The organism is Cognatundibacterium squillarum (assembly GCF_014652435.1).
Lineage (GTDB): Bacteria > Pseudomonadota > Gammaproteobacteria > Burkholderiales > Burkholderiaceae_D > Undibacterium > Undibacterium squillarum.
Window position 1 is genome coordinate 552,010 of record NZ_BMYU01000002.1, and the last position, 17,621, is coordinate 569,630.

General features: G+C 52.6%; 17 protein-coding genes. 6 read left to right on the top strand and 11 right to left on the bottom strand.

Features of this window, described 5'->3' with window-relative positions:
* Positions 1-37 precede the first annotated feature (37 nt).
* Complete coding sequence (locus IE092_RS06660) at positions 38-256, top strand: DUF3079 domain-containing protein (RefSeq protein WP_189356349.1); 219 nt, start codon at positions 38-40, stop codon at positions 254-256.
* 57 nt (positions 257-313) lie between these two features.
* On the opposite strand, the gene IE092_RS06665 is transcribed toward IE092_RS06660, so the two are convergent.
* The 6 genes from IE092_RS06665 to IE092_RS06690 all read right to left on the bottom strand — a co-directional run bounded on the left by IE092_RS06665 (position 314) and on the right by IE092_RS06690 (position 5,775).
* A complete protein-coding gene (locus IE092_RS06665; RefSeq protein WP_189356246.1) occupies positions 314-1,015 on the bottom strand; it encodes an SCO family protein in 702 nt (233 codons plus the stop codon).
* On the bottom strand, positions 1,012-1,845 hold the full coding sequence (locus IE092_RS06670) for a formylglycine-generating enzyme family protein (RefSeq protein ID WP_373295321.1): 834 nt from the start codon (positions 1,843-1,845) through the stop codon (positions 1,012-1,014). The genes IE092_RS06665 and IE092_RS06670 overlap by 4 nt, the downstream gene beginning before the upstream one ends.
* Positions 1,845-3,341: a copper-containing nitrite reductase gene (nirK, locus tag IE092_RS06675; RefSeq protein WP_189356247.1), complete on the bottom strand. Its 1,497-nt coding sequence runs from the start codon at positions 3,339-3,341 to the stop codon at positions 1,845-1,847. Before nirK ends, IE092_RS06670 begins: the two co-directional genes overlap by 1 nt.
* Before the next feature lie 328 nt (positions 3,342-3,669).
* Positions 3,670-4,251, bottom strand: coding sequence for a hypothetical protein (locus IE092_RS06680; RefSeq protein ID WP_189356248.1), 582 nt, complete (start codon positions 4,249-4,251; stop codon positions 3,670-3,672).
* Positions 4,252-4,274: 23 nt separating this feature from the next.
* Entirely contained in the window at positions 4,275-4,841 is a 567-nt protein-coding gene (locus tag IE092_RS06685; RefSeq protein ID WP_189356249.1) for a hypothetical protein, read from the bottom strand.
* Positions 4,842-5,298: 457 nt separating this feature from the next.
* Positions 5,299-5,775: an Rrf2 family transcriptional regulator gene (locus IE092_RS06690; protein ID WP_189356250.1), complete on the bottom strand. Its 477-nt coding sequence runs from the start codon at positions 5,773-5,775 to the stop codon at positions 5,299-5,301.
* A gap of 268 nt (positions 5,776-6,043) precedes the next feature.
* Between IE092_RS06690 and IE092_RS06695 the strand changes: the two genes are divergently transcribed.
* Together IE092_RS06695 and IE092_RS06700 are read left to right on the top strand one after the other, a co-directional pair.
* On the top strand, positions 6,044-8,329 hold the full coding sequence (locus tag IE092_RS06695; RefSeq protein WP_189356251.1) for a nitric-oxide reductase large subunit: 2,286 nt from the start codon (positions 6,044-6,046) through the stop codon (positions 8,327-8,329).
* 108 nt (positions 8,330-8,437) lie between these two features.
* Entirely contained in the window at positions 8,438-8,704 is a 267-nt protein-coding gene (locus IE092_RS06700) for a DUF2249 domain-containing protein (protein WP_189356252.1), read from the top strand.
* Positions 8,705-8,809: 105 nt separating this feature from the next.
* On the opposite strand, the gene IE092_RS06705 is transcribed toward IE092_RS06700, so the two are convergent.
* From IE092_RS06705 to IE092_RS06725, 5 genes are all read right to left on the bottom strand, one after another.
* On the bottom strand, positions 8,810-10,147 hold the full coding sequence (locus IE092_RS06705; RefSeq protein WP_189356253.1) for a sensor histidine kinase: 1,338 nt from the start codon (positions 10,145-10,147) through the stop codon (positions 8,810-8,812).
* A 15-nt stretch (positions 10,148-10,162) separates the two neighbouring features.
* Positions 10,163-11,692 carry an HD domain-containing phosphohydrolase gene (locus tag IE092_RS06710; RefSeq protein WP_189356254.1) on the bottom strand — a complete coding sequence of 510 codons (1,530 nt, stop codon included), beginning with the start codon at positions 11,690-11,692 and terminating at the stop codon, positions 10,163-10,165.
* Positions 11,693-11,874: 182 nt separating this feature from the next.
* A complete protein-coding gene (locus IE092_RS06715; RefSeq protein WP_189356255.1) occupies positions 11,875-12,672 on the bottom strand; it encodes an AraC family transcriptional regulator in 798 nt (265 codons plus the stop codon).
* Positions 12,673-12,744: 72 nt separating this feature from the next.
* Positions 12,745-13,287: a YbhB/YbcL family Raf kinase inhibitor-like protein gene (locus IE092_RS06720; protein WP_189356256.1), complete on the bottom strand. Its 543-nt coding sequence runs from the start codon at positions 13,285-13,287 to the stop codon at positions 12,745-12,747.
* A gap of 125 nt (positions 13,288-13,412) precedes the next feature.
* Entirely contained in the window at positions 13,413-14,150 is a 738-nt protein-coding gene (locus IE092_RS06725) for a helix-turn-helix domain-containing protein (RefSeq protein WP_189356257.1), read from the bottom strand.
* A 215-nt stretch (positions 14,151-14,365) separates the two neighbouring features.
* On the opposite strand from IE092_RS06725, the gene IE092_RS06730 reads away from it, so the two are divergent.
* Genes IE092_RS06730 through IE092_RS06740 form a run of 3 tightly spaced genes read left to right on the top strand, consistent with a single transcriptional unit; the run spans position 14,366 to position 17,620 of the window.
* Entirely contained in the window at positions 14,366-15,406 is a 1,041-nt protein-coding gene (locus IE092_RS06730; RefSeq protein ID WP_189356258.1) for a 3-oxoacyl-ACP synthase III family protein, read from the top strand.
* Positions 15,407-15,413: 7 nt separating this feature from the next.
* A complete protein-coding gene (locus tag IE092_RS06735; RefSeq protein ID WP_189356259.1) occupies positions 15,414-16,271 on the top strand; it encodes an MBL fold metallo-hydrolase in 858 nt (285 codons plus the stop codon).
* Positions 16,265-17,620 carry a F390 synthetase-related protein gene (locus IE092_RS06740; protein WP_189356260.1) on the top strand — a complete coding sequence of 452 codons (1,356 nt, stop codon included), beginning with the start codon at positions 16,265-16,267 and terminating at the stop codon, positions 17,618-17,620. Before IE092_RS06735 ends, IE092_RS06740 begins: the two co-directional genes overlap by 7 nt.
* The last annotated feature ends 1 nt before the right edge of the window (position 17,621 follow it).

Sequence of the window (17,621 nt, forward strand, 5' to 3'; positions counted from 1 at the left end):
TGTTAGGCTGGCGAATCAAGTCACTGCGTCAGGCAAGATCGTGAATAAAAAAACTTTTCCTGTACGCCCTGCCCATCCTGAGCGGATTTGCTGGGGCTGCGATTTGTATTGCAAAGCCGGCGAAATGCGCTGCGGCAACGGTGCCGAACGTACACAGCATCCGTGCGAAACCTGGGGCGATGACTGGGCGGAAACGGCGCTGGATAGTGAGAGCACCACGGTACCTGCGCCTTCCAGCCAGAAAAGTGAAAACTAAAAGGTAAGCACTGAGCTGCACACCGCACATCCCGCAGCTCAGGCAGCAGAAAACATCTCAGGGTGCGGCATTCGCGGCGGGTTTGCTTTTTGCTCCGCCCTGCTTACCAGTGGCCTGCAGCGTTTGCTTCAATACTTTGATAAAGGCCGGATCGGTATCCGCCAATTTGGTGGTTTTGGCGAGAATACGGCCGTCCGGACCCAGCAGAATAATCGCGGTACTGTGATTAAACTCTCCGCTTTCCAGCTGACGGTACTGAATGCCGAGTGCAACCGACAAACTGCGGACGCTGTCTTCATCGCTGCGGGCAATGGTCCAGCGCTGATCCAGACGGCGCTGACGCTGGATGTTTTTCAGCGCGGCGACATCATCACGTGCGGGATCAAAACTGACCAGCATCATTTTTAATTTCGCGCGTTCGCGTTTCGTCAGCGCAGTTTCTGTCATTTGCAGTGTTTCGATCAGCATAGGACAGACGTATTCGCAAGAGTTATAAAACATGCTGACCAGCACCGGACTGCCCGCATCCACCGATAAGGGGACTTGCTGGCCTGTCTGTATCTGCAGTGTCAGATCCAGCTGATAGACCGAATCTTCCGGCCATGACTGTGACGCAGTTGCTGTGCTGGCTGAAGTTGTGATGCGTGTTGCAGACGCGGCCGCTGGTGTTGCGGTATTTTCCGCCGCCAGAGTCAGTGTACTTGCGCCGGACAGCGCCAGCATCAGCAAACCGCAGCGCAATTGTCGGTGAAATTTCATGGTATTCCTTTCTGATCCCGCACACAGCGGAAACCCATACTGGCGGTGGTACTGCGTGCTGTCAGTGACGACAACAAAGCCACCCGCATCAGAATGGCGTAGTTTTCTTTGTTTTGTAAGCTGATCGCACCGGCACCGCAAAATTGCAGTTTGTCCGGGTCACCCTGTGTACGGCTGTCCGGGCTGATCAGCAAGGCATTGAAATCGCCTACCCATTCCCAGATTTGTCCGTGTAAAGCGCGCAGACCATACACATTCGGCGGGAAAGATTGCTGTGTCTGCGCTGATTGCGCGTTTTGCCCGTACCAGTTCAGGATGCGGGAACGCCATGCGGCGCTGGCGCGTGCATCGGTTGTGGTTTCATCGGCAGCGGCCGCCAGTTCCCACTCATACCAGCGCGGTAAGCGTGCCTGCTCGGACTGGCAGTAGGCGCGGGCTGCGAACCAGCTGATGCCAGTAACCGGCGAGTCAGGGTCAGCAGCACCGAAACTGTCTGCCGCTGGCCATTGCGCCAGATACGCCTTATCCGCAAACAGTGAGGGAATCCTGTCTTTGCGCCATTGCGGATTTTTTTGCACAAACTGCAGAAAATCCTGCTGACTGACCGGGTCGCGCCGCATCAGAAAGCCGGATACGCGGATCTCGCTTTGCAAGCCGGTGCCGGACAGCACACTCTTAAATGTGCCACCGGCAACAGGGAGATACGGACTGAGGTCCGTATCTGCCAACTCTGCTGCACCAGCTGCCGCAGGCATCAGCATCAGTGCTGACAACAAGCAGCCGCAAGCGGCTGCTGCGGCTGCTGTTGTACTTTGCCTGATGGCGCACATCAGTGTGCCTCGGCTTTCGTTGCAGGCGCTTTACTGCGTGCCGCTTTGACCTGATCCGCACTGACTTTGCCACCTTTGTTATCCCAGCTGTTCAGCACATAGGTCAGGATATTGGCGACTTCATCGTCGTTCAGCTGACTCATGCCCGGCATAACCGAGTTGTATTCCTTGCCGTTAACCGTGACTTTGCCGTTCAGGCCGTGCAGGACAGCACGCACAGCGCGGTTATGATCGGCATTCAGGTAATCTGAAGCAGCCAGCGGCGGGAATACGCCCGGCAAGCCAGCGCCATTACCCTGATGGCAGACAGAACAGGTACCGGCATACAACTGCGCACCGGCATTGATCTGATCCTGCAGCGTCAGCGTACCTTTTTCAGCGGAGTTGGTCGCAACCGTCACCGCATTCAGATTGGCCTGTGCGCGATCACCCAGATACACGGAATCCAGTTCTTTACCGGAATAAATTTCCTTGCGTTCAGCGCCGTCCACTTTCATTACTGCCAGCGCACCTTTATTGAATGCACGGAAGATGGAGTGATCCACCAGTACGTAACTGCCCGGTACTTTGGTGTCGTATTCCACAATCGCTGCGCCACCGGCAGGTATCAGCGTGGTTTGTACATTTTTCTGGATATTGGTACCGCCTTCAAAACGGACTTTGTCAAAAATCGCACCGATCACGTGGAAGCTGGACACCAGATTCGGACCACCGTTACCAACGAATAAGCGGATTTTTTCACCGGTTTTCGCGGTCAGAGCTTTCTCGCCGGTCAGCGCGCCTTCTGCGCCGTTAAACAAAACGTAGGTCGGCTTTTCATCGATGGCTTTTTCCATATCGAATGGTTGCAAGCCTTTTTCACGGTATTTACCGGTGGTGTAGAAATCGCCCTGCATCACATAATATTCACGATCTACCTTTGGCAAGCCTTCCGGTGGTTCCACCAGAATCAGACCATACATCCCGTTCGCAACGTGCATCCCCACCGGTGCTGTCGCACAGTGGTACACATACAGACCTTCATTCAGGGCTTTGAAGCTGAATTGCGATTCATGACCAGGCGCAGTGAAACTGGACGCGGCACCGCCGCCCGGACCGGTCACGCCGTGCAGATCGATGTTATGCGGCATCTTGCTGCTTGGATGATTCTTGAGATGGAATTCCACGGTGTCGCCCTGACGCACACGGATAAAACTGCCGGGCACTGAGCCACCGAAAGTCCAGAACATGTATTTCACACCTTCGGAAATCGCCATCTCTTTTTCGATGACTTCCAGCTCGACAATCACCTTCGCAGGCGATTTGCGGTTAGTGGCTGGTGGTACGAACGGTGGACTGGTGAGCTGCGCGCGGATCACCGGCAATTTGGCAGAGGCACTGTCTTTAACAGCGGCTTTGGCCGGAATATCAGCAGCCAGTGCAGATCCTGCCATGAATATTCCGGTTAACAAACCTGCAACAACAGATAAGGCCCGGTGTTTAAAGTGAGATGTCATCTTCTTCCCTTTCGACTCAGATTTAGAACGAAACAGGAACCCACTACCGCGCAAGTTGATGAATACATCATCAAGAAGTAAGTTCCGCTGCAGCCACCTTATGCCGCTGCAAAACGGAATTCCTTGATCTGTGCAAAGAAATCAGAATCAGATCACTGAGTGAACCAGATACTGCTCTTAATTTGCGCTACATCAGGTCGGCAGAACCCTTAACTTTAACTACATACAAATATTGACTATTTCTGAACCGGACTATTCACGGCAAAAAAAAAGACAGCCATTTTCAGGCTGTCTTTTATCCCGGAATAAAAATTTCCAGATGAAACTTTTATTTTCTTAATTCTGGCGATTCGAGCAGTTCATTCTGCAATTTTTTCAACAAGTCTTCGGTTGCACGACGTGCACTTAAAGAATGATCTTTTGCAAATTCCTCAAATTGTGCTACACCATCGCCCGTAATTTTTTTCTCAAGGATTAACTGCCCATTTTTGTCCGTGATTTTACAGGTCAGTTGAGTTGCAAATTTCGTCGGTGGCCAAGTCAATGCGCTGGAGGAGGAGGAACTCGTTTGCAGTAATGGTGTGAAGATCAAAGAAATGTCGTACTTAGAGATCGCTTCACCATCCTGAGCAGATTTTAAGCGGTTGACGTCTTTAAATACATTAGACAACACTTTATAAAATCCTGGCTCAATATCCTGATATGGGAAATATTTCACACTATCACCACCGCCGCCAGGCGTCGTCACTTCACTTGCCAGCAGGATCGGTTCGATGTAATACCCAACGCTTTTTGGAATTTTTTGCTGGGCTTGTACCGATGGAATTCTTTCCAGATCGGATTTCAGTGTAATCGGATGTGCACATGCAGCCATTAAGACGGGCATCGCCAGCACAGTTGCTAAACGCATTAATTTTCTCATTTTATGCCCGCTTATTTAGTTGCCAGATTGAATGCCTGATCAGCAAAGAGTGACGCCAGCAGTTTTTGTACAGCAACATTGTATGACTGGACTGCAGCAGGAATTGCGACACTTCCGACGAATGAAGACGGGAATTCATACTTCACTGTTTTGATCTGATTGAACACTTCTTTTCCGTCTTTCTTCACGATAAAACGTGCGGAAACTGTTGTGTAGCCTGTAGAAAAGCCCGCTGCGTCGATATCGTTCTTCAGCAGAATGCCAGTGACTTCAATTCCTGCATCATTGGAGAGGCGGTTTGCCAGTTGCAGTTCCTGTTTCAGAGCAGCAGTAAGATACGATGAATAAGACTGGTCATACGGAGATGCAAGAGAAGATCCGCGGATAGAAATAGGATTATTGTTTTCCGGAGATTTTTCGCTACCAAACGGCGTCACTTTCATTGCAGTCGTACTGTTATTTTTCAGTGACTGCACATTTTCCATCGATGGATTGTAGCCCGGAGCAACCATTGCACAACCAGTGACAAACATCATCGCAGCAGAAGAGATAAATACGGATCTGATCAGGGTTTTCATCGTTTAAAACATTCATTAGTAAAACGTCGATCATAGGTTGCAAGTTTCTTCAAAGTCAATATCTGACATTGTTTAACAATCCAAAATATCTAATCCTTTTTTGTTTTGAGTCATCGGAACGACAAATTTCCTGATTTGACCAATACTGCGGTCAGTCAACGCAGGTTGCTTTGCCGAAAGCGTCAGAACTACATCGGGGGGAATATCTGATCAGACATAACATTAATTTTGTCTTCGCTGCGGCAGCACCGGAACTACCAGAGAATGGCTGAAACAGGGCTAAATGCAGATTTTTGCATAGCAACCGGCTTGTCGTCGGCGAAAAGTCCGAGGCTCAGGAAATGGTAAATGCCGATTTGCGCACAGCAGGGGTGGTATGTGAGCAGCGCTAACTGCCATGACGATGTCGTCCGCCGGCACAAACTGGCGGGCCTTCATCACGAACGCAGGGAAATGTTCAGGAAGCGGATTTTTTTGTCAGCAAGTCCAGCGATATCGTCACCGGCTGAGCCGCCTGGTTGTTGGTGCTGTTCGCACCGGTAATATCTGCAAGGGTGACTTTATCCAGAACAGCCAGATACGCCTGTGTTGCCTGATGCAGCACGCCCTTCAGGTGACAGGCGCGGGCGTAGGCGCACTGGCTGCCGCTGTCAGACTGAAAGCATTCCGCCATATCGAAGTCTGACTCTGCCATGCGGATCACGTCGCCGATTACGATCTGGTCTGCCGGTTTTGCCAGACGGATACCACCGTTGCGGCCACGCACTGTTTCGATCAACCCCGATAAACCGAGCTGATGCACTACCTTGGTCAGATGGTTTTTGGAAATGTCATGCAGGCTGACAATATCCTGAATTGTGACCAGTTGCTCCGGATGCATGGCCAGATACATCAGAGTGCGCAGGGTGTAGTCGGTATAGCTGGTTAATCGCATGGTGGTTCCTGAAACGGCGTGCCATTGCCCGCAGATTGTCAAACAGCTGTGATTGTCCGCGATCTGCGCAGATTCTGCCAGCGTGCACCCTTGCAGGCTGAGGATCTTTTCTGTGTAGCGGCATGATCTGCTTCAATCTTTTCACTGCATTTTAAGCTGTATTTTGTTTGCATGTTTAAAAAGATGCGAATAAAATGCATTTTAAAGTCAGCTTTTAAACCGCGCAAAAGCCGGCTTTCCGTCTTTTTACTCATCAGAGAGGAAAACCATGCATGCAACACGCAAACTCTGGACATGGCTGGCAGTGATCTGCGCCCTGTCCTTCGGCGTTTTACTATGGGTGGGCAGTGAAATTTATCTTTCTGCACCACCGATTCCGCAACAAGTTGTCAGCAAGGATGGAAAAGTGCTGTACACCCGCGAGCAAATCAAGCAGGGGCAGGAAGCCTGGCTGGCAGCCGGCGGGCAGCAATTAGGGACGGTCTGGGGCCACGGCAGTTATCTGGCACCGGACTGGTCTGCAGACTGGTTACACCGCGAAGCGCTGGCTTTACTCGATGTGCGTGCGCAACAGCAATATCAACTGCCTTTTGCGAAGCTGGATACCGCAAAGCAGGCAGCCTTACAGGCTGTACTGAAACAGGAAATGCGCGCCAATACCTATGATGCCGCATCGGAAACCCTGCAGGTTTCTGCCGAACGTTCCGAAGCCATGGCACAGGTGGCAGCCCACTACAGCGGCTTGTTCGGCAGCGATGACAAGCTGGATAAACTGCGTGAGCAATATGCAATGCAAAAAGGCTCGGTACCGGATGCCAGTGACTTGCAGGCGCTGACCGGCTTTTTCTTCTGGTCAGCATGGTCTGCCACCACAGACAGACCGGGTGTGGATGGCGTCAGCTATACCAGCAACTGGCCGCATGAACCATTAACCGGCAATACGCCAACGGCAGCGACAGGTATCTGGTCGGTTGCCAGCGTGATCCTGCTGATCGCTGCGATTGCTGCCATGGTCTTGCGCCATGCGGCAGCGAAGGAGGAAGACGATCCGGAACCGCCGAAAGCCGATCCGCTGTTCAGTCTGAAACCGACGCCATCCATGCGTGCCACCCGCAAATATTTCTATGTGGTGATTGGCCTGATTCTGGCGCAGATCGGTATGGGGGTGATTACCGCCCACTATGCGGTTGAGGGGCAGAGTTTCTTCGGCATCCCGCTGGCAGATGTTTTACCGTTCACCATCAGCCGCACCATTCATACGCAGTTTGCGGTGTTGTGGATTGCAACGGCATGGCTGGCGACCGGTCTGTATATTGCACCGGCTATTTCCGGCTATGAACCACCACTGCAAAAGCTGGGCGTGAATCTGCTGTTCTATGCGCTGCTGTTTATCGTTGTCGGCTCTACTGCTACAGGCTGGCTTGGCACTTTGCAGCACAAAGGCAGCGAATTCAGTTTCTGGCTCGGTAATCAGGGTCTGGAATTCACCAGCATGGGCCGCGTCTGGCAAATCCTGTTATTTGTTGGTCTGTTGTTCTGGGTCACGCTGCTCGGCCGCGGTCTGATGCCTGCTCTGCGTCGTCCGTCGGAAAGCCGTGGCCTGATTGCGATGGTGTTTCTGGCAGCAATGTGTATCGGTGCTTTCTATGCGACATCCCTGACCTGGGGTCGTCATACACACTACGCGCTGATTGAATACTGGCGCTGGTGGCTGGTTCATCTGTGGGTAGAGGGCTTCTTTGAGGTGTTTGCTACCGCTGTAATTGCCCTGCTATTCACCCGCCTCGGGCTGATCAGAGCAGCCACTGCGAATACAGCGATCATCGCCGAAACCATCGTGTTCCTGTTCGGTGGCATTCTGGGTACGTTGCACCATCTGTATTTCACCGGAACACCCACCTTTGTAATCGCTATCGGCGGTATGTTCTCTGCACTCGAAGTCGTACCACTGTCACTGGTGGGTCTGGAAGCCTGGAAAAACTATCAGCGTTCGCGTTCTGCCCGCTGGGTGCAAACCTATCGCTGGCCGGTACTGTGCTTCATCGCGGTTGGTTTCTGGAATACCGTTGGTGCCGGTTTGCTGGGTTTCTCAATCAATACACCTATCGCACTGTATTACATGCAGGGACTGAACATGACCGCAGCCCACGGCCACGCCGCGCTGTTTGGTGTGTACGGCATGCTGGGTATCGGTCTGATGCTGTTCTGCCTGCGTGGCTTGTCGTCGCGTATGGCATGGTCGGATGGCTGGCTGGCAGCGATGTTCTGGCTGATGAATATCGGTCTGGCGATGATGGTATTCATGTCGCTGGTACCGGCAGGTGTGTATCAGGCCGCTGCCAGCATCAGTAAGGGTATGTGGTTTGCGCGTTCGCCGGAAGTCGTGCACTCCCCGTTCATGGAATCACTGGTCTGGCTGCGTGTACCGGGTGATGTGGTATTTGCCCTCGGTGCAGTCTGCCTCGCGATCTTCGCACTGCGCTTACTGACCGGTGGCCGCAAACCGCAAACCAGTGATGCGCTGGCTGGACAAGCAACAAAAACCGGCGTCTGATGACTTGAACTGAATCAGCACCTGATCTGCATGACTTTGCGACAGCAAGGTCATGCAGCAGCAAACAACTCTGCTTTTTATTTTTATTTTTAATAAAGGAAATTCACCATGGCTCACGATTGCTCATTACCTACCATGCAGAACGGCGTTTATGCGTTTGACGCACGCAGTATCGCCAAACGCTTTCGCCACGCCGCGATTTTCGGCGCACTGAATGCGCTGGATAAAGGAGAAACCATGCGCTTTTGTAATGATCATTACCCACTGCCTTTGCTGCAGCAAATCACGCACTTGTTCGGTGACCGCGTACAAATCTCGCCGGTTTCCGAAGAACCGGGCGCGATTGTGATTGATTTTACGATCTGCAAGACCTGAAGCCAGCCATACATGATCAGTAGTAACGCGTCCTACCCGGGGGAAATTCCCTCGGGGAAAAGCATGCATGCCCCTGTTCGCACATCACTCAGCTGAGATCAGAATTTATTGCGCCTGTCGCTGCGCCGTGTCATCGTTGCCAGAAACCGGAAATGTATATTCCAGCCCGAATCCCTGAGCACTTTCAATCAGCCGTATCTGCCCGCGTAAACGCTGGGTAACCAGATTATAGACAATTGACATGCCAAGGCCGGTGCCGCCTTGTGCTCTGGCGGTGGTATAAAAGGGCTCAAATATTCTTTGCCGGCCTTCTTCACTCAAACCGCATCCGTTATCCAGATATTGCAAATGCACCATGCCATCACTGTCCTGATGCAAGTGGATCCGAATCTGATTGCCGTTGTGACGGCCGGCAAATCCGTGTCTCACACTGTTACTGACCAGATTCGTCAGTATCTGTGCGTGGCACCCTGCATACGTCAGCGCACTGAGTTCCGGGGCGGCCTGCAGAATCACCTCTGCATTTGCCTGTTTCAGCAGCGGATGCAGCGTGGATAAGACCTGTGGCAGATATTCTGAAAGTTTCAGTTGTTCCAGCTCCAGCGTGTGCTGGTCGGCTGCTGTACGTTTAAAATTTTCAATTAAATCACTGGCGCGCCGAAGATTACTTTCCTGCAAATCCAGGCACTTTCTGACCTGCTGCAGATACGCCTGCATTTGCTCTTCACTGAGATTTTCCTGAAGAATTGCCTGCTCCAGTGCAGTCAGTGCATCTGCCATCACACTTTGCACTGTAATCGCCACTCCCAGCGGCGTATTGACTTCATGTGCGACACCGGCTACCAGATTTCCCAGCGCAGCCATCTTTTCAGACTCTAATAATTGCTCCTGAGTCTCTTTCAGGGCCCGGGTGCGCTGTACCACCTTTTGTTCCAGCTCGCGGTTCAGCTCTACCAGCGCTTTCTCATAATTTCTGCGCTCGATCTCTGCAGATACACGCCCGGAGAAAATTTCGAACAAAGTGAGTACAAGATCCGGCTGCGCGATAGGATTTTCATTCATTGCCACAATCAATCCCATTACCTCGCCGCGTGAATTACGTAAAGGTGTTCCGAGATAGGCTTGTATATTCAAGTCTTTTAACAACTGATCATCCGGATAAGCGTCACTGACATTACAAGGGTAGCAACACACCGAATCATTTCCCACATCAGCACATGGTGTATGGGCAAGCGAATAACTGATATTGGCCTGCACTTCGCCCTTTACTACCAGCGCAATGGTGTCAGACTGATACGCCTCACGGTTCAGTAATGCAATAAACACATAATCGACCGCGATGACCCTGGACAATTGCAGACTAATGGAAATGAAAAAGTCATCACCATACGTATTCGACACACCCTCGATAATCTGCCGCAGCAACCCTTCCCTAATTTCCATGTCCGCTCTCCTTACTCAATCGGGGAAAGATGCACGAATCTGCATCAGCTCATCAAAACAGTCGCTGGCCACATCCACCAGCCGGGGTTCAAATTTCAGACCGCTCTGCTCTTTGATAAATGCCAGAATTTGCCCGGCGGGCCAGGGTTCTTTGTAACTGCGGTGCGATCCAAGCGCATCAATCACGTCCACCAGCGCCATGATGCGGGCTTCAATCGGAATGGTTTCACCCGCAAGGCCTTCCGGATAGCCGCTGCCATCCCAGTTTTCATGATGATAGTGTGCCAGTCTCGCCGCCAGTTTTGCCACCGGCAAATCAGAACGTCCAACCAGATTTCCACCAATCTCGGCATGGGTTTTCATGATTTCCCATTCCTGTGCATCCAGCTTGCCCGGTTTATGCAGGATATGTTCCGGAATTGCAATTTTTCCGACATCATGTAACGGGGCAGCAATCTGTAAGTTCGCCGCGAATGACTCCGGTAAGCCGCAATGACGGGCAATAACACGGCACATCAGTGCCACCCGTTTCACATGGCTACCGGTTTCCTTGCTGCGTGCCTCAACCGCCTCGCCAACGATATACAGTAACTCACGCTGGCTGCGTTCTACCTGTTGCTGGCGCGTCAGACTTTCCAGTATCAGCGCAACGGTAGTGGCATACATTTCCGCCAGTGCGGCATTGAAATGTTCAGGATCATCTTCAAACTCAATATAAAGAACGGAGCAGGCATCAGGCGAAGTGCGGCAATATCCGACGAAATATTGTTCGTTCAGCTCGTTCTGGCCCTCATGAAAAGCCTGATCGATTCTGCTTCGCACTCGCTGTGCTATCTGTGATGTGCAGTCGGTAATGTCACCGAACTGACCGGATCGTGCCAGTATCAGTTCGCGCACGCTGGCATCGTAATCGGTCTCCTGCCGGACGATATAAACAGCGGAACTTTCCAGATCCAGCAATGCCAGCAAATTTTCCAGTGCAGCCGTAGCAAATTCCTGCAAATCCCGGATTTTCAGAATTTTGGTAGAAGAAAGAATCAATCGCTTGAAAGCATCCAGACTACGGCTGATCGTCATAATATCGCGGTAGCCACGGATACCGACGTAAACGGCCGTTTGCATTTTTAATGCTGTAAATTCGGTCTTTGTGCGGTAGTCATTAATATCATAACGCCGTATCACATCCTCTTCCGGCGCAGAGCCCGGCTGACCAGTGCGCAATACCAGACGAATGAATGGATCTTTCTTTTCCCGTCGTATCCAGTCCACCAGTTCCAGACCAGCCTGATCCGTTTCCATGACCACGTCGACAAATGCCATGCAAAAGGTGTGCTCTGATTGCAGCAAGCCTCTGGCTTCTGCAGCAGAAAATGCATGGTGTAGTTTCAACTGACGACCATCCACCTGCAACCGCCCCAGCACCAGTTCGGTCACCTGATGAATGGATTCATCATCATCAATAATCAGGATATTCCAGCTCTTTTGTACTAGCTGAGGATTAACTACATCCGTCTTCTTTTCCTTACTGAACCGAAATTGCGCCATAAATCCTGATCCAAATTGAGCCCGGATCAACCTGCACCCGCAAAAACCTGTCAGGAATACTGGATGCCTTGTTATCCGGTGCAATGACTCATCAAAACTATCAGTGTCGTTTTAGCTGACGAAACAGTAATAGCAAGAAGAATTTACAGATACACGAATTACCTGTCCGCCAGACTCAGCGTTCAGCAGGTTTTTCTCAGACTGGCCGGAGCCATACCGAATCGCTGACGGAACCTTGTAGAAAAAGCGGCGGGAGATGTAAAGCCGCATTCGCCTGCAATCCAGTCCATATTTTTACGGCTGCTCAGTACATAATGCAGCGCGTGGTGCATACGGACATCGTCCAGAATGTCGCGGAAGGTCTGCTGTTCCGCTGCCAGATGGCGGCGCAGCGTTGGCGTACTCATGTGAAAATGTTTTGCCACGTCGGCCTGAACCCAGTCCGCTGCCGGGCTGCTTTGCAATAACTGACGCACTTTATCGGCCAGACCGGGTGCAGGCGGATTCAGCAAAGCCTGCACATTGCCATACAGGGCTGCCACCATCAGCACTTCAAATAAATAATGGCGTGCCAGCAGCGGGGGAAAACCCGGCTGCTGCGCCTGCGCCAGCTTTTCCCATGCCTGCGCCAGTAAAGGAGCGGTTTTGATATGCAGCGAAGTGTCTGCGTTTGCCGGAGCCGGTGTTAAAGCCAGATCAGCACCTGCATATCGCAAAAACGTGCTGGCGATCTCATGCGAAATACTGAGCACTTCGGCTGCATACTGCCCTTGTTCAGGACAGTTTTCCATCATCAGTGGCGTGTTCGCAGGCAGTATCAGCCATTCTCCGGCAGCTGCCTGAAAATTGTGCTGACCAGCGCTTAAACGCTTCTCCCCGCGCCTTACAAAACACAGCGCTGGCTCCGCAAAGCGGATACTGCGCAGACTCTGCACTTGTCGCGCATGATAAAAATCCAGTGCTGTGGAAACTGCCATCATTGCTCTGTTCCTGAAAATCGAAAAACGCAGTCAACGACTGCGTTTTTATCTTCCATCGTTTTAACGGCAATCTTAACGGCCATAATAGCCGGTCAGACTGGCCTGCCCTAAAGCATGTGCCCGCAGCATGTAGCCGACCAGCGCGCCGCTGGCTTCCTGATTGATATCCAGATGATCTGTATTCAGCGCCCACACGGTTAACTGGTAACGGTGCGGTTTATCACCCGGCGGCGGGCAGGCACCACCAAATGCAGCTGTACCATAATCTGTTCTTCCCATCACCGCACCTTTCGGTAAGGCCGCCCCGCCTGCCTGACCGGCACCCGCTGCCAGCGAACGGACTTCTTTCGGAATATTCACCACAGTCCAGTGCCACCAGCCACTGCCGGTTGGTGCATCCGGATCATACATCGTGATCGCAAAACTTTTTGTGCCTGCCGGTACATCAGACCAGCTGATCTGCGGCGATACGTTGCCGCCACTGCAACCAAAACCCTGAAAAACCTGCGCGCTGTTCAGTGTTTTTCCGTCCGGCATATCTTTGCTGCTGATATCCATCGCTTGTGCCTGCATCGTCGCCACAACCAGCATGCTGCTTATTATCCATTTACGCATCGCATTTCCTCTCAGTTAGAACTTCTTTCGCCAGCTGCACATGCAGCGGTAAGTCTGCATTCTAGGGAAACGGAATTGAGAAATTTTCTTGAATCGCTCACAGTTTTTTCCTGATCGCTCAATCTTCAGTTGCGACGCAATTTCTCAAACGCCTGCAATTCCCATTCACGCATCGCAACGATCATCGCCGTGCCATGGCGGTGAGTCAGTGGCAGCGACGTGCTGTCGCTGTGTAATTCTGCAAAACGCTGACGTAAGCGGCGGATTTCTGCCTGCATCTGATGCATCGCGGCGCGGCTCAGCATGCCGTGGGTAAAACACAGGCTTTCGTCTTCGCGCACAAAATCATCATTCAGAAAATCCGATAAGCCATGCTGGATAAAGAAGCGGCGTATCGGGCCATCACTGCGCCAGTCAAAATCACGTGCAATATTCAGGCGGATACGATTGCCGGGCAGCACCTGAATCAGCCCCAGCTTATCCAGTCGCAGCAGATACAACAGGCAGGTATGGGAATCGAGCTGATAGGTACGGATGATGTCGTCCATGCTCCAATGATTCAGCACACAAACACACACCAGCAGTAAGCGTGTATCAGCGGTCAGCTCAGCCTCCTGTTGCTCCGTGAGGGTATGGATTGCCGCCTGTTGCTGCTCCGCAAGGCGAGTCAGCTCTGACAGCGTAAGGCCGAGCATTTCGGCAATCTCTATCACACGGTCCAGCGTAAACCGTTCGCTGGCAAACATCTTTTTTACCCTTGCTTCGGACAAATCCAGCGCAACACCGAGCTGACGGTAAGTCAGCCCTTTACTGCGCAATTGTTGTTTCAGTGTGGCAATAAGCTGGCTTTGCTGGCTGGACATAGTTCCCTTTTTATATACTTTTATGTGATTTTTTAAATTCTTTTCATGATTTAGTGTACCCAATTTTCCCGCTAACGCATACTGTGTATGTCGCGATTCTGCACATCTCTGCCGGAGTACCACCGTCACGGCAGTCTGCAAATCGCATAATATTTTGACAAAGAATGCGACAATTCTCGTTTCAGCCCAGACCCGTTCACAGGAGACACCAGATCATGCGTCACTCGGATTCCGCATCCGGACTATTCAGCCAGCCGCAAGGCATACCGGTACGTATTGCCGCTACCGGTACCAGCGTGCCACCGCATTGTGTGGCGTCTGAAACGTATGACAGGCGCTGGCAACTCCGCAGCGGTACCACAGCCGCTGCCTGTGGCGTAGAACAGCGTTATCAGGCGGATGCGAGCCTGCAGGCTCAGCATCTGGCCACCGAGGCCGCGCAGCGTGCCTTACAAAGCGCCGGCCTCCATGCCAGTGCGCTGGATTGCATTGTTTCTGCGGGCAGTACACCGCAACAGGCTATCCCCTGCTTTGCTGCGCAAATTCAAGCCGGTCTGGGTTTGCAGGGCAGCGGCATCCCTGCATTTGATATGAATGCCACCTGCCTGAGTTTTCTGGTCGCGCTGGAGCAACTGAGCTACGCGATTGCCGCGGGCCGCTTTCGCCGCGTATTACTGGTCTCCGCAGAGCTGCCCAGCCGCGCGCTGAATCCGGATTGCCGCTACACCGCACCTTTATTCGGTGACGGTGCCGCGGCAGTGATTCTGGAGCGCTGTGACGATGGCAGTAGCGCGCTGCTTGCAGCAGCACAGGAAACATACAGCGAAGGCGTTGATGCCTGCCATCTGAAAGCCGGCGGCAGCAATTACTTTTTCGCGGGCTATGCACGTTCAGCCACGACGGGCGCCAGCTTTTTCAGTATGGATGGCAAAGCATTGTATAAATTATCGGCGCGGCATTTACCTGCTCTGTTTGAACGTGTGCTGCAACAAGCCGGTGTGCGCCGCGAACAAATTCAGTGCTACGTGCCGCATCAGGCTTCCGGAAAAGCTTTATCGATTCTGCCGCGTCTGCTCGACATTCCGCCTTCACGCATTATCAATATCCTTGGCAGCTTTGGAAATCAGGTCGCCGCATCCATGCCGTTTGCGCTGGATGCCGCGATCAACAGCGGTAAAGCGAAGCGCGGTGATCTGATTGCCCTGATCGGTACCGGTGCCGGTGTCTCTATGGGCATCGCTGTGCTGCGTTTGTGAGGCCGCAATGACGACACGTGTGCAATTACACCTGATGCAGGTCGGCAGCTGCCGCCACTGCGAACGGGTTGCAAACCGGAACGGGCGCTGGAAACTGGTGGAATTTCCATCCATCGCGGCGCTGATCGTGCATCCGCAGGCTGGCCCGGTTTTATTTGATACCGGTTATGCCGCCCATTTTGAAACGGCAACCACACCATTTCCGGAACGTCTGTACCGCTGGGCGACGCCTGTGCAGTTACCGCAAGAGCAAACGCTGGAAACCCAGCTGCGCAGCTCAGGATACGAGCTGACCGATATCCGTTTATGTCTGATTTCGCATTTCCATGCTGACCATGCAGCAGGTATGCGTGATTTGCCGAATGCCCGGTTTATCGCCATGGATGCGGAAGTCAGCAGTGTACTGAGTACCCGCAGCCGTTTCGCTCTGACACGCCATGGCTTGTTACCCGGTTTATTACCCGACCAGTTCCGGCAACGACTGACGATTGCCGAATCCTATCCGCAGCGCGCATTGCCAGCCCAATGGTCAGACTTCGGCACCGCATTTGATATTTTCGGCGACGGCAGTGTAATGGCAGTACGCTTACCGGGACATTCAGCAGGACAAATGGGCATCATTCTGCGTGATCACCAAGACCGTGAAGTTTTTCTGTGTGCCGATGCCTGCTGGTCGCGCGCTGCGTGGCAACAGGCAAGCATGCCTTCCTCGCTGACCAGACTGGTAATGCATGACTGGCATCAGTACCGGCAGACACTGCAGAATCTGCATTTACTCGGCAACCGGCATCCGGAAATCGCCCTGCTGCCATCACATTGCACAGAGAGTCTGCAGGCTTATCGCGACGGGGGTTCTTCATGCTGAATCGTCTTATGCAGGGCGGTATCTTTCTGCATGCATTCTTGCGCACCCGCTATGGCTTTCGTTTCCGGAACCGTGCTGCGCTGGAAGCCTGGCAGCAGCAACGCGTGCAAGACTTCCTGCAGCGCTGTGCGAAGCGCATCCCTTTTTATCGCCGCTACGCAGGACAGGCACTGCAGAATTGGCCAACGATGCAGAAAACGCTGATGCAGCAGCACTTCAGTGAACTGAATCAGGCTGGCATCAGCCTGCAGCAAGCGCAGCAATTCGGACTGGCAGCAGAAAAGCAGCGCGTATTCTCTGCGCCACTGCAACCGGGTATTGCCGTCGGTCTGTCCAGCGGAACTTCCGGACAGCGCGGTGTGTTTCTGGTCAGTGATCAGGAAAGGGCGCGCTGGGCCGGTGTGATTCTGGCCCGAGTGCTGAAACCTGCGCATCTGAAGCAGTTACTGAATCCGTTCGCCAGACCCTTATCCGTAGCGTTTTTGTTACGGGCAAACAGCAAGCTGTACACCACTGTACACAATGCCCGTCTGCATTTTCATTATGGCGATCTGCAACAGAGCCTGTCTGCACTGATGAACTGGCTGCAGGGCATACAGCCGCAGATTCTGATTGCACCGGCTTCGGTACTGGCGGCAATGGCACGCGCACAAATCGCGGGCGAACTGCATATACGGCCGCAGCAAGTCATCAGTGTGGCCGAAGTGCTGGAAGCCGATGATCAGTTCCTGATTCAGCAAGCGTGGCAACAAAAAACTGAACAGATTTATCAGTGCACGGAAGGCTTGCTCGCCTACACCTGCGAACAAGGCCAGTTACATCTGAATGAAGAATGGCTGCATATTCAAGCGCAATGGATAGACGACGAACGTTTCACGCCTGAAATAACGGATTTCGGACGCGAAACACAGGCATTCGTCCGCTACCGGCTGGATGACGTACTGCGTGTCAGTCATTCCGCGTGTAATTGTGGTCGTCACAGCCGCGTATTGTCTGCAATTGAAGGCAGGCAGGATGATGTACTGTGGCTGGCACCGGTCAGCAAATCTGCGATGCAACCGGTTTTTCCGGACAAGCTGCGGCATCTGATGATGCAACTGCAACCTGCGCCGGAAGATTACCGGATAGAGCAGCATGGCATGATCTGGCTGATACGCTTACAAGCGGCTACTTCAGCATCGCCGGAAACAGTCGGCGCTTTACAGCATCAGACCGCTGCAGCACTGTTCTCGCTGTGTCTGCAGCAGGAATTGCAGCCCCCGGAACTGCGCTTTGCGGGCTGGGAAGCGTGTGCAGCCGGACAAAAGCGCCGCCGTATTCGTTGTGTGCAATCCCCGAACAAGGAGTAAT